9 protein-coding genes and 1 pseudogene are annotated in these 12,632 nt (G+C 43.0%); 4 read left to right on the forward strand and 6 right to left on the reverse strand.

Annotated elements, in window-relative coordinates:
• Positions 1-8 precede the first annotated feature (8 nt).
• The 3 genes from I3X05_RS02515 to I3X05_RS02525 are packed head-to-tail and all read right to left on the reverse strand — an operon-like array spanning position 9 to position 5,571.
• Positions 9-695 (reverse strand): hypothetical protein, encoded by a 687-nt coding sequence (locus tag I3X05_RS02515; RefSeq protein ID WP_039450250.1) that lies wholly within the window; start codon positions 693-695, stop codon positions 9-11.
• Positions 696-698: 3 nt separating this feature from the next.
• Positions 699-4,103 carry a VPA1269 family protein gene (locus I3X05_RS02520; RefSeq protein ID WP_337970944.1) on the reverse strand — a complete coding sequence of 1,135 codons (3,405 nt, stop codon included), beginning with the start codon at positions 4,101-4,103 and terminating at the stop codon, positions 699-701.
• 7 nt (positions 4,104-4,110) lie between these two features.
• Positions 4,111-5,571: a tyrosine-type recombinase/integrase gene (locus I3X05_RS02525; protein ID WP_157731294.1), complete on the reverse strand. Its 1,461-nt coding sequence runs from the start codon at positions 5,569-5,571 to the stop codon at positions 4,111-4,113.
• Positions 5,572-5,748: 177 nt separating this feature from the next.
• On the opposite strand from I3X05_RS02525, the pseudogene I3X05_RS02530 reads away from it, so the two are divergent.
• Positions 5,749-6,162: pseudogene (locus tag I3X05_RS02530) on the forward strand (thymidylate synthase); the annotation flags it as partial.
• An 82-nt stretch (positions 6,163-6,244) separates the two neighbouring features.
• Here I3X05_RS02530 and I3X05_RS02535 read toward each other — a convergent pair.
• Both I3X05_RS02535 and I3X05_RS02540 read right to left on the reverse strand, forming a co-directional pair.
• Positions 6,245-7,393, reverse strand: coding sequence for a flavohemoglobin expression-modulating QEGLA motif protein (locus I3X05_RS02535; protein ID WP_045569945.1), 1,149 nt, complete (start codon positions 7,391-7,393; stop codon positions 6,245-6,247).
• Positions 7,394-7,514: 121 nt separating this feature from the next.
• Positions 7,515-8,663, reverse strand: coding sequence for a Na/Pi symporter (locus tag I3X05_RS02540; RefSeq protein WP_045569946.1), 1,149 nt, complete (start codon positions 8,661-8,663; stop codon positions 7,515-7,517).
• A gap of 372 nt (positions 8,664-9,035) precedes the next feature.
• Here I3X05_RS02540 and nhaR point away from each other — a divergent pair, with 372 nt between their 5' ends.
• Both nhaR and I3X05_RS02550 read left to right on the forward strand, forming a co-directional pair.
• Positions 9,036-9,926: a transcriptional activator NhaR gene (nhaR, locus tag I3X05_RS02545; RefSeq protein WP_045569947.1), complete on the forward strand. Its 891-nt coding sequence runs from the start codon at positions 9,036-9,038 to the stop codon at positions 9,924-9,926.
• Positions 9,927-10,054: 128 nt separating this feature from the next.
• A complete protein-coding gene (locus tag I3X05_RS02550) occupies positions 10,055-10,363 on the forward strand; it encodes an ArsR/SmtB family transcription factor (protein ID WP_045569948.1) in 309 nt (102 codons plus the stop codon).
• A gap of 141 nt (positions 10,364-10,504) precedes the next feature.
• Here the strand turns inward: I3X05_RS02550 and rpsT are convergent, their stop codons facing one another.
• Positions 10,505-10,765, reverse strand: coding sequence for a 30S ribosomal protein S20 (rpsT, locus tag I3X05_RS02555; RefSeq protein WP_039424157.1), 261 nt, complete (start codon positions 10,763-10,765; stop codon positions 10,505-10,507).
• 248 nt (positions 10,766-11,013) lie between these two features.
• On the opposite strand from rpsT, the gene murJ reads away from it, so the two are divergent.
• Positions 11,014-12,576, forward strand: coding sequence for a murein biosynthesis integral membrane protein MurJ (gene murJ, locus I3X05_RS02560; RefSeq protein ID WP_045569949.1), 1,563 nt, complete (start codon positions 11,014-11,016; stop codon positions 12,574-12,576).
• The last annotated feature ends 56 nt before the right edge of the window (positions 12,577-12,632 follow it).

Consider the following 12,632-nt stretch of genomic DNA (forward strand, 5'->3'; position numbering starts at 1 on the left):
TGCGAAAATTATTTGTCGTTACCATATGTAGCGTTAAACTCAGCTTCGCTAATATCGATTACTTCTTTCAAAGCATCTAACTCAGCAGTGGTTAATACGGTTTTCTTGTTTATTCCAAAACGCCCTCGATACATACCGTACCCTCTGTCAGCTAAGTGCCTTAGCAATGATGAGACAGCGCTTTTTAAGTGTGGCGTATGACTGATTGAAGGTAATAGTTTTTCGCTGGTATTTTGTTTTTTTGGTTCGCTCAGTAGGATGCTATTAATATCGTTGTCAATATCGGTATTGAGTTTCTTAAATATTACCCTTAATGCGTTATTTTCATTTCTCAGTCCTTTGACCGTTTCTTCAAGTATTTTTACTTGTTGTGCTAGTACGGGATCTGACACTTTCGCAGAAACGACAGTTCTTGCGATTATCGTTCCCTTATTAATATTCTGCTCTTGTTTTCGTAAGCGAACATATTCACCCAGCTTTGAGCCAGTGTTTGTTACAGTTGAAATCGCTGGACTACCAAATGAGTCAAGACATCTTTTGGCTACCCCACTCAAGGTGATTTCCACGCCATCTTGCACCATATGATCGCAGGTGAGCTTTATATTCTGTGCGTTTTCTCTTCTTTTACTATTCGCGGATTTACATAGGTCATTGTACAAAATAGCTGACGGTGACTGAGATACAGAAGTATTCATGTTTTAGTTACTCCCAATCGATTCAAAAGTATTTGCATCGAGTCTAAAAATCTTCTCTTCGCTTTTACTGACGAGTTCAATTACTTGACGGCTTAATTCTGGAAATTCTGACAGGGCGACATCGCCATTAAGAAGGTTTTCGGCACATTCAGCCCCGACATTGCTTATAAGCGCATCTGTCATCAAATTGGTAGCTTGTAGTCGTTGTTCATCATTCAACTTAAACATAATATCGCCTAGATTATTCATAGCCATGAATCTAGCAATAGCCTGCTCTAGATCAGGTACAGAAGTATCATCAGAGTCTATGAACTCAGGAAGAAATTCAGATACAGTTGAGAGGAAATGAGTCAGTTCCAAATTGCTTGATTGACTAAAACCATACCGAATTTCTTCTTCTGTGGACTTGCTAAACATGGATATAGGAAGGCTTGAATTTTCCTCATGATTTTTGTCTTTATACGCGATCCATGCATCGAGTTTTCTCACTGAAGCTTCGTAAAATTTCATGCGCTCAGACCATTCAGTTAACATGTTTGACAGGATTCGTAGTTCACGATCCTCTCGACCTGATAACTTGTTATATAACTGCGTATTACCGTTGTCCTCAGCATCAATTATTGACTCTCTGATCTTGTCGATAGCAATTACTTTTTTCTTGATTTTTCTTATTAACTGGTTTCCTTCTACAACTTGACCTAAAAGAAACATAGGTCCAGTTATCCAAAATCGACATTGAGGGCAGGATGGGCCTCTATCTCCGACAGGAACAGGTACTCCAATTTTTTTGTAAGGGTCAAGACCTCCTTCCTCACAACTTGCACCAGGGCAAATTCCCGAAAGCTTTATCGATACGATCCCAGCGTTCTTTTTCAATGCATCAAAAGCTGTATATTTATTGTTAGCATAGGCTTGGTTAGTAACAAAATGTTCAATAACTTGGTCGATTTCTGATTCTATAAATTCAAAATCAGAAACGTTACTATCCTTAGTACGCGCTGCCTCTAAATACTCCCTCACTTTCGCATGAGAAGGGTTATCGTAATGAAGTGTCATCATGTAAGTCTTATGTCCAGCAACAAACTTCTGAACAATCCCTAATGGCACTCCTTTATCTAGCAAGTCTGTAATACCGCTCACTCGTAATGTATGGATATCGTAGCGAGATTCAGTCGGTGATCCCTCTTTTGTCAAAGATATTTTTCTGTGTGTCTCAGGAAGTTTTCTGTTTATCCGTTTCTCAGCCTCGTTACAGAGCAATCCCCACGCTTTTGTTATAATGTGAGTTGCAACTGTTTTTGATTGGTCGTCGGATCTCTGTTGTGAGGGATCTCGGAACAAACAATAGAAAGTTTTATCTGTCATTATGCTTTCTTCTGTCAGAAGCTTTCCAAGAGAGTCTTTTCCTCTTAGCTCTGGGTAGGGGGAGTACTTACGGAGCCATTGATACTGGTTTTTTAATGATGCAAGTAATTCATCACAAACCCAAGGGATATCGTAACCATCATCTGAAGTTTTATTGGTTGTAATGTGCAAGCCGAGCACGTCAGTAATTCCAAGTACGCCTGATGGAAGTGTTTGCAATAAACCTTCTTGTCTTTTTTCGTTCCCGATCTTGTTTTCATTCTTAACAAACTTTTCTAGATCAAAGTCATAGATAAAGTCATCCCCCTCTCCAGAATCAAGAAGTTGAGCTTGAATCTTTCGTATTGGAATCCAGAGCATAAAATAGAGAAGGTTTGCAACTGATGGGCAGAACACGTTGTGTTCATATTCTCCAGTTTCGTGATTTGTTAAATGAACATAAGAAAATGAAAATGCTTTTTTGGGAAAAGCATAATCATCTTCAATGATTAAATTTTGAATCTCATTCATTATCCTTGATTCAATCGGTGTTCGTTTGCTTCCTGGACTAGAACCTTCTGCAAATCGATCCCACTTGGTGTCAACAGGATTAACAAATGTACTTAGAGATTCACGGTTGTCAGGGTTCTTGTAAAGAGTATCGTGGCAGAAATCAAAGAACTGTCTATACATCGACAAATGTCTGTTAGAGGCTTTTAGAGAGTAACGGTTCTTGAGATGGTTCCGCAGAGTGTTTCCCTCAGCATAATCATTTACATGTATCGTTCTGACAATCTCCAATGGGGATTGTGGGATGTGTTCAAGTCCAGAAAGCCAGTCAAGGAAGTATCTTGCAGAAGATATGCGTAATTGAAACTGCGTATCGTTTATAGATAAGCAATACTGAGAAAGAAGCTCAGTCCAAATCTTAAGTTCAGGCAGTTTGTCTGAGTATAAACTAAAGTCAGCAAGCTCATAAATCGTCTTTTTAGTTTTCCTCATGTACTTTCTATGCTTTAACTTAAGGGCGGGATTATTATGTTTTGAATTGAAAATATCCCTACACATATTTGTGTAAGCATTAAACGCTGAGCCATTCGTTCGGGTTGTTGTTTCTGATGATGATGAGGTTTGATAATTTTCTTCATACAGTTCAACCTGTCGATCTAGGAGTTCATCACTGATCTGTTCAATTCTGGTGAAAGTAGATGCCTTCACCATTGTTTTAGCGTTGCTACCAAGCCTCTTGTTTGCTCTACTTGCTTCTGAAGCTTGATGAATACGATCAACAAACTCATATGCATCTGGATTAACTAGCTCAGGGTATTCACAGTGCCTTACATTGTTTTTGTGAAGCATCCAGTATTCAAAAGGATCTTCAGAGAGTTTTCTTACATATGGGAAAAGTACATACCCCTTGGCATGTAGAAAGCTTAGTAATTCTAGAGTGTTTCTAGGTGTCTTATTGGAGTGTTGTAACCTGAATCTCTTTGATTTGATACCGCTATCTGCAACCACTTCATTCAAGAGTGAGGCCATCGCGTTTACAGCTTCAGTGAAATTATCTTGAGGTTTTATTACCTCATCTATAAACCTATAACCGAGAGCATCATTGTGATGAAATGATCCTTCCTTAAATAGACTTTTTGCTTCTTCAATACTGTTGGGCTTGATTGCCTCTGCAAGTTTTTTTTGCTCTTCAATACTGAAGCTTTCTACCTTTAGATGGCATTGGTAACTAGTTTCTTCGCCAATAGCTTTGGTATAACTGTCGGCAAAAATGTATGTCGGCATGAACTTTTTGTCACTACCCGAAGCCTTTGTAGCCGCAAATAACCTTATTCTATCGCCATTAATTTTGCTGAGATCTTTGTTGAGTGGTTCTAACAACTCTCTCCAAGTAATTTGAATCTTTGCGTTCACATATTCTTGTAAGAGTTCGTTGAATTCCTCTTTTGTAGGAGTTTTGAGTATACAAAATGCTCTACTAGATGGATTAAATTTAATCACCTCACCTGTTAATGGGGAAGTGTACTCTTCAAATTCATTTGTTATATAATCCATGTAGCTTTTACCTGTGAATTAACATCGTATCTATTTCTTCGCCAGTCAACCATGAAGTCATCCATGAATTTGGCAGTTTTGCAATTGCAGGTTGATTTTCGAATCTCTGTTGAATCTGCAATCTCTCCTCTATATCTGCATCGATTCTGTCTTCGAGCTTTGCTTTGTCCTGAGCATTTTGTATGACTTGGCGAGCTTTTTCTGGTGATATATGTGTGTAAATAGCTGTGGATGAGAGTTGCTTATGCCCCATATATTTACGGATCATTAATAAATCCATCTGTAAAACGTCTGCACAGTAAAAACCATAATGATGTCTAAGGCTATGTCCTCGACGCCCATCTAAATTGATGCCATACTTTTTTTCTAGTCTTTTACATGCACTATGTATGGCTTTACTCATGGATTTCTGAGTCATTGGGTCGCCATTCTGATTAACAAAGTAATACGGATGGTGTGAATACTCACCTCTTACTTCTTCCATATACTGAATGTGCAAGGTCAGAAGGTATCTCTCGACCTCTTCTCTAATAAACCACATGATAGATGTTTCGGTATTTTTGTCGTCATACTTTATACCTTTCCAACCAGCGCTCGAAGAAAGTGCACCCAGATTGATTCTGGGCTTTAGTCCATACATTGTTTTAAGAAACTCACCACGAGTACCAGTACGCTTTTTTCCTGCTTTACAAAGCCAGTACATACTAGAAGTTTCAGGATGGGCAAGAGTTACATGTAATCTACCATTAACAGGTTCAACATCATTGATGAGTATTTGGATGATTTCACATTGCCGTCGGCCACCATACGCAGCCATTAACAAAATGATCTTATCCCGTACATTTGTTGTCTCTTCAATAAGCAGTGGTACGTATTCTGGAGGGAAATACTTGACTACGGTCGCGCCAGACTTGGCTCTTCTGCGACCTCTTTTCTTAGATTTATGAGAATCCTTCATACTGTGGGATTTTCTTTTTATATGGAACAGAAGGCTGGTCTTCAGGTGGGCGCAGTATTCATAAGAGCGATTTATTGAGTATTCAAGGTCCTTTTCTTCCGCAGGAAGAAGCTTTCTGCTGCTTTTCAAGCCCGAAACAAACTGGCAGAACTGTTTTGTAGTGTTTTTGCAATATGTATAGTCTGCTGTTTTTGCAGCTCTCCAACCTAAAACAGCGCCTTTATCAAAAGCGCTTAAAAAATCTTCAATGAACATTTCCCAGTCGTTGGTATTTTTGGCGTTGGGTTTTACCACGAGATAATAGTAATCAAAAAGCAAACCAATGTAATGCAAGTCTCTTTTTATTGTTGCATATGAGGCGTGACCTTCTTTTTGAAGGTAACGTGCATATCTAGCAACGATGAATGAAGCATGTGGTTCAACACCTTCAGGAAACAGTATTAACGTAGGCATAGTTTCGTAGTCTGGTGCGGAAATCCCTAAGTGAATAACTGTATGTATCGTGTTCATAATTAATGACGTACCTATAACTAGCCTGTACATACCATAAAGTAATTTTTTAACTAGTACAACTAGTAGGGGGTATTAACTGGTGGTGTAAATTGTCTAAGGTGGACTTTAAGTGCTTTTTTCACATTTAAAGTTATCATATGAGTACAACCAGTAGGGAATAGTAGGGGGTAATAATTCAACCCCGGTGAGTTTCATATGGGTTGCCTGCGACCATGCATGTATAGCCACCATTTCTCTTTGCTTGGTGACACCTTGTACCTCAACAGCACCCAGCGTTCATGTGATGTCCCATTAGGGCTTAATTTCAACATGGTTCAGGTGTATGTGTTTTTGGCTATCATGGCGCAGATAACCGGCAAAAAAACGGGTCAGGCCTACCACAAGATAGTCAACGCACACATCTACGAAGATCAGTTAGAACTGCTGCGAGAGGTGCAACTGAAACGTGAGCCTTTGGCGCCGCCGACCTTCCACATTAACCCTGAGATCACATCGCTCGAAGATTTGGAGACTTGGGTAACGCTAGACGACTTCTGGGTGGAAGGGTATCAGCATCATGATCCGATCCAGTATCCGTTTTCGGTTTAACGTCACTTGTTCGATAGCAAGTCAGTGATTAATGAAGGGCTCAATGGAGCCCTTCTTGCTTTCCGATGGCATGATTCAGGCATTATTTCAATGCATTAGCAACGAATTTATAGATGGGATCGGCTTGGGCAGGTTTGGCGATGGCTGGGCTAATGAACTTAGGTGGTAAGAGTATTTCATCTTTCACTAACGCTTTGATCGCGGAGAAATAACGAATCTCGGTTTTACCCGCGAGAAGCAAATTGAAGTCATCGCCTAGGTTGTCATACGCGTTGAGAATTTGCCGAAATCCGCGCAAATATAAGTAATCTTTAGTGTAACCACCACCACGGTAGACGCGCGCTGTGATGGTAAAGGCGGTCATATCGTCGGCCTTGTATTGCTCTTTCAGTAGCAAAAAGGTGTTTCTAAAATCGCGGTCTTTGATCATCGACTCCACCGCCACAACGCGCAGGGCCAAGGTTCTCAGCCGTTTCAAACTAAAATGGCCAGAGAGAAACTCACACAGTATCGCCAGCCCTTCTTGCGTGGTGGTGTTGACTGGGCAACCAAGGCTGAGCAATTTTAGCGGTTGAGCGCGGCCATTCAAGGTGGTTAAAAGATGGACGCCAAGCTCATGATGAGCGAGGGCATGTAACTCTTTGGTGGTGATGTTGGCCGAGGCGTTGATCTTAACCTTAGTGCCCGAAACAAGGGCATTGGCGATCATGCTGGGATTGATTTCAATCTCGCCACTGTAGCCGTGTTCTTGGCAAAATTGCCCCATAAAGGCGGCGATAGCATGGCAATCGTGTCGTGATTCTTGCTCTTCTTCTGTCGGTAAATGCAGAAGAAAATGGGCGTTACGCACATCTTTGTCGCTTGGCTCGCCATAATAACGTAACGAGTTATACAGAAATTCAGCCTGACCAATTGAGCAGAGCTGATCGAGCTTATCCGCATAAGACTGGATAACATCGATATAAAGCTGTCGTAGCGCTGGGTGTTCAATCTGTTCGATCGGCAATGCATACAAATTGCGTTTAGCGAGATGAACATCCAACGATTTTGTTTGGTATTTGAAAGCAGGTTCAACGGAGAAGCGATTGTCAAAGAAGCGTTGACGCTCTTCTTTGTAGTTAAGAGGTGTCACACTGCTGAGAATATCGATGTCTTCAACCAGTGGAGCCAGTTGTTCATCAATCGTGCTGGCGACTGAAAGTAGCTGTTGTTTATCTGTATAGTCCATCATACCTGCTGCTCGTTTTTTCTTTAGTGTGTCTTAGCTGGCGATATTTGCCAATTAAAACCTTGTGTTCGAGCAAAACAAAGAGGGAAGTATTCGCTTCCCTCTTATTGGATATCCGTCAATATTAAGCGGTAAAGGCGAGAATAGCGCCAGGAATCAACAGAAAGACGGTCAATAGATAGCCAGCGACAACCGCTTTGTTTTTCATTGCCATCTCAGAGATGAGCTCTGCACCTTTGAGTGGAATCTCACGTAGGAATGGGATTCCGTAGATGAGCAAGGTTGCCAGAACATTAAACGTTAAGTGGACCAGAGCAATTTGCAGTGCAAATACGGCGAACTCACCCGACACCGCGGTTGCGGCGAGGAGCGCAGTAATACAAGTACCGATGTTCGCGCCAAGTGTAAAAGGATAAACATCACGCACTTTCAAAACGCCTGTGCCCACGAGTGGCACCATCAAGCTGGTGGTGGTTGATGACGATTGAACTAAGACAGTCACGACTGAACCAGACACGATGCCGTGAATAGGACCGCGACCAATCGCGTTTTTCAAAATATCGCGAGCACGGCCAACCATAAGGCTCTTCATCAGTTTGCCCATCACAGTGATGGCAACAAAGATAGTTGCAATACCCAAGGCAATCAGCATTACGCCGCCGAATGTTTCACCAAATGTGCTGAGTGGCCCTTTAATGGCGCTGACAACAGGTTTGGTGATTGGCTTGATAAAATCAAAGCCCTTCATGCTCATATCACCTGTATTCAGCAGAGGTGATACCAGCCAGTGAGACACTTTTTCTAAAATGCCGAACATCATTTCCAGTGGAAGGAAGATAGCAACGGCGAGCAAATTGAAAAAGTCATGAATGGTGGCACTGGCAAAAGCGCGTTTGAACTCTTCTTTGCAGCGCATATGACCGAGGGAGACCAGCGTATTGGTCACCGTGGTACCAATATTGGCACCCATCACCATAGGAATGGCGGTTTCGACAGGAAGGCCGCCTGCTACTAGGCCGACGATAATCGACGTAACGGTACTGGAAGATTGAATCAGAGCTGTTGCGACCAAACCAATCATCAGGCCAGCAACAGGGTGTGAGGCAAATTCAAAAAGCACTTTGGCTTGATCACCGGTTGCCCACTTGAAGCCACTGCCGACCATAGATACTGCTAAAAGCAGTAGATATAACATGAATGCCAAGTTAGCCCAGCGGAGCCAGCGAGTTGTCACCGAAATCGGCGCCGCTGTAGTTGTAGCTTGGTTCATCATAATTTTCTCCATTGACCGCAAGAATAGGTGTTTGGTCTGTTGTTGAAACTGAGGGCGATACTAGTGGGGTAATATTTCATTATTATTACAGTTCGGTGTCACAATGACTTTTTCTGTCGTGCTCGAGGTTTTTCGCAGTGAGATAGGTGCTTTTGTTTATTAACTATTTGATTTTAAGTTGATATTTATTTTGGTGGTATTGAGGCTTTTTTGCTTTTTGAGTGGGCGATGTGTCACAAAATATGACAATATGAAATTAATATCTTCGGTATTAATATGATTATCTATGCTTTGTTTCGGATTATTCGATATGTTTGCTGCCTTTTGTCATATTTGCTATAACTATCGTTCGCACATTTTAGGTCAATCATCATGTCACATCTCAATTATAACCACTTGTACTACTTCTGGATGGTTTGCAAACAAGGCTCGGTGACCAAAGCAGCCGATGCGCTTTTTCTCACCCCGCAGACAGTGACCGGGCAAATCAAAGCGCTGGAAGATCGGATGAAAGGCAAATTGACCAAGCGCAACGGTAGAACGGTCGAGCCGACAGAGCTGGGGCAATTGGTGTTCAAATATGCTGATCGCATGTTTGGCTTAAGTTATGAGATGCTGGACATCGTTAATTACAGTCAACACTCAAATATTTTGTTTGAAGTGGGGGTTGCCGATGCACTGTCGAAACGCTTGGTGAGTAAGGTTTTGATGACGACGGTGCCGGAAGATGATCGTATTCATCTGCGTTGTTATGAGTCGACGCACGAGTTGTTGTTAGAACGTTTAGCTCAACATAAGCTCGATATGATCCTTTCTGACTGTCCTGTGGATTCGACCCAAAGCCCAGGTTTATATAGCAAGAAATTGGGTGAAAGTAGCATGAGTTTCTTCTCATCAAGCAAATTGGACAGCACTGACTTTCCCGCTATCTTAGAGCGTAAGAAATTGCTGCTGCCGGGTGGTCGGACGGCGATGGGACGTAAGGTGATGCAATGGTTTGACCGTCAAGGGATGCAACCGGATGTGCTCGGCGAGTTTGACGACGTGGCCTTAATGAAAGCGTTTGCCCGATACCACGACGACGTGATTTTTCTTGCACCAACTGTGTATATGTCTGAGATAGAGGACGACCGCACATTGCAGTTGATCGGTCATGTTGAAGATTTGAAAGAAGAGTACTACGTAATCTTTGCGGAACGAATGATTCAACACCCCGCAGTGAAAAACGTTTGTGACGCAAATTTTAGTCAATTGTTTACATGAACGAGTTCCTTCAATACTACGAATAGATTACTATCTACAAAAGTATAAACTCAAACTATAAAATTACTCTTACACAACTATCTGCAACAACCGTTGGGACATATAAGTTGTAGCTCGGGGACCAACCAATGAACTTAAAAGAAATGGAGCAGAATTCTGCTAAAGCTGTCGTGCTGTTAAAAGCAATGGCGAATGAACGGCGTCTACAAATCTTATGCATGCTGCACAATCAAGAGCTTTCAGTTGGCGAACTCTGTTCTAAACTAGAACTGAGTCAATCGGCACTTTCTCAACACTTGGCGTGGTTACGTCGCGATGGCTTAGTGTTGACGCGTAAAGAAGCACAAACCGTTTACTACACGTTAAAAAGTGAAGAAGTCAAAGCGATGATTAAGTTGCTCCACAGCCTTTACTGCCAAGAGTCGACGCGTGAATAGAGTGGTAATGTGATAAAGAACATCAAAAAAGCTGGCGCCAATGCCAGCTTTTTTATTGCCTGATGCCAGAGCGTAGACAGAATTTAAATATAAAAAAACCGGCGTTAAGCCGGTTTTTTCTTCACTGAAATCAGAACGCTATTACAGAGCTTTGATTTGTGCAGCGAAACGAGACTTGTGGCGAGCAGCTTTATTCTTGTGAATAAGGCCTTTAGTCGCCATGCGGTCTAGGATTGGTGTAACTACAGCGAAAGCCGCAGTTGCGCCTTCTTTGTCGCCAGCAGCGATTGCAGCAACAGTTTTCTTCATGTAAGTGCGCATCATTGAACGACGGCTAGCATTGTGCTGACGACGTTTTTCAGCTTGGATAGCGCGCTTCTTAGCAGATTTGTTATTTGCCAAGGGTCTAACTCCCAAAAACTTTAGTTCGGTGACAATTTAAGGGCGAGGAATATCCCTCATTTATGCCCAATTGTCAAATGATTTGTGCAAAAACCCATCGAGCCAAAAGAACTTTTGGTAAGAAAGGTTAACGCGGTTAAGATGGCGTGGATTCTATCAGCATTTTCAGACCAATGCTAATAAATATCCGCTTCGATTCTAATAAAAGGCGGAGAAAGGTTAGGCTACGGTGAGATTTCGAGGTTATTGTGAGTAAACGACTCCTTAAGTCCGGCTTGATCGTCAGTGCTATGACGCTGATTTCAAGGGTTTTGGGCTTAGTACGCGATGTAGTTGTCGCGAATTTGATGGGCGCTGGAGCCAGTGCCGATGTTTTTTTCTTCGCCAATAAGATTCCTAACTTTTTAAGACGCTTGTTTGCCGAAGGGGCCTTTTCTCAAGCGTTTGTTCCCGTTCTGACGGAGTATCATGCCAGTGGAGACATGAATAAAACGCGCGATTTGATCGCGAAAGCGTCAGGAACTCTGGGAGTGATCGTCACCGTGGTGACCATTTTGGGCGTTCTCGGTTCGGGCGTGGTCAGTGCACTCTTCGGCGCTGGTTGGTTCCTGGATTGGTTGCGCGGTGGCCCCGCAGCGGAAAAGTTTGAGCTAGCGAGCTTTATCCTCAAAATTACCTTTCCCTACCTCTGGTTTATCACTTTTGTCGCGCTGTCGGGGGCGATTCTCAACACCATGGGGAAATTTGCCGTTTCCTCTTTTACCCCAGTCTTTCTCAATGTGATGATGATCTTTGCGGCTTGGTACATTGCGCCGTATCTTGCTCAGCCCGAAGTAGGCTTAGCGATAGGGGTCTTTTTAGGCGGATTGGTGCAATTTCTCTTCCAACTGCCTTTTTTAATCAAGGCCGGGGTGTTAGTGAAACCCAAATGGGGATGGCGAGATCCGGGCGTGGTCAAAATTCGCACTTTGATGCTGCCTGCGCTGTTTGGGGTTTCCGTTAGCCAAATTAACCTGCTTTTTGACACCTTTATTGCCAGCTTTTTGCAAACCGGTTCGATCTCTTGGCTCTATTATTCTGATCGCTTGCTGGAGTTCCCTCTAGGCCTGTTCGGCATTGCGATTGCGACGGTTATCTTACCTGCGCTGTCGCGTAAACACGTTGACGCACACAGCGAAGGCTTCGCCCATACCATGGATTGGGGGGTGCGCATGGTGACTTTGCTCGGCATCCCCGCCATGCTCGGACTGATGGTTTTAGCCAAACCTATGCTGATGGTGCTGTTTATGCGCGGAGAGTTTAGCCCGCAAGATGTTCATCAAGCCTCTCTATCGCTGCTGGCATACGCATCGGGCCTGCTGAATTTCATGTTGATCAAGGTTCTCGCGCCAGGGTACTACTCACGTCAGGACACCAAGACGCCGGTCAAATACGGCATCATCGCCATGGTGACCAATATGGTGTTTAACGGGATTTTCGCGTGGTTTTATGGCTATGTCGGTTTAGCCGTGGCGACGGCCCTGTCGGCCTTGGTGAATATGGCGCTGCTGTATCGTGGTTTACACCTGGCCGGGGTTTACCGAATTTCTAAGCGAACCATCTATTTTATTGCGCGTTTAATATTGGCTGGCGCTGCAATGGTTGCGGTCTTACTGTGGAAAATGGAGCAGATGTCCACTTGGTTGCAATGGACATCGGCTCATCGCGCAGGGGAGCTTATTCTGCTGATTTTGATCGGCGCAATTGCCTACTTAATCGCGGTCTTTTTGCTCGGGATCCGGCTAAAAGACCTAAAAGCTGGGACAGAGTAAGCTCGGTTAGTATATAATCCGCCAGTTTGACACTGCATAAATAGAAAAACAGAGGC

The organism is Vibrio navarrensis, assembly GCF_015767675.1.
Classification (GTDB): Bacteria; Pseudomonadota; Gammaproteobacteria; order Enterobacterales; family Vibrionaceae; genus Vibrio.

Bases quoted from the DNA above. Each gene is read 5' to 3' on its own strand.
- I3X05_RS02540 (WP_045569946.1), bottom strand. From the start codon at position 8,663: ATGATGAACCAAGCTACAACTACAGCGGCGCCGATTTCGGTGACAACT.
- I3X05_RS02535 (WP_045569945.1), bottom strand. From the start codon at position 7,393: ATGATGGACTATACAGATAAACAACAGCTACTTTCAGTCGCCAGCACG.
- I3X05_RS02515 (WP_039450250.1), bottom strand. From the start codon at position 695: ATGAATACTTCTGTATCTCAGTCACCGTCAGCTATTTTGTACAATGAC.
- nhaR (WP_045569947.1), top strand. From the start codon at position 9,036: ATGTCACATCTCAATTATAACCACTTGTACTACTTCTGGATGGTTTGC.
- I3X05_RS02520 (WP_337970944.1), bottom strand. From the start codon at position 4,103: ATGGATTATATAACAAATGAATTTGAAGAGTACACTTCCCCATTAACA.
- I3X05_RS02525 (WP_157731294.1), bottom strand. From the start codon at position 5,571: ATGAACACGATACATACAGTTATTCACTTAGGGATTTCCGCACCAGAC.
- I3X05_RS02550 (WP_045569948.1), top strand. From the start codon at position 10,055: ATGAACTTAAAAGAAATGGAGCAGAATTCTGCTAAAGCTGTCGTGCTG.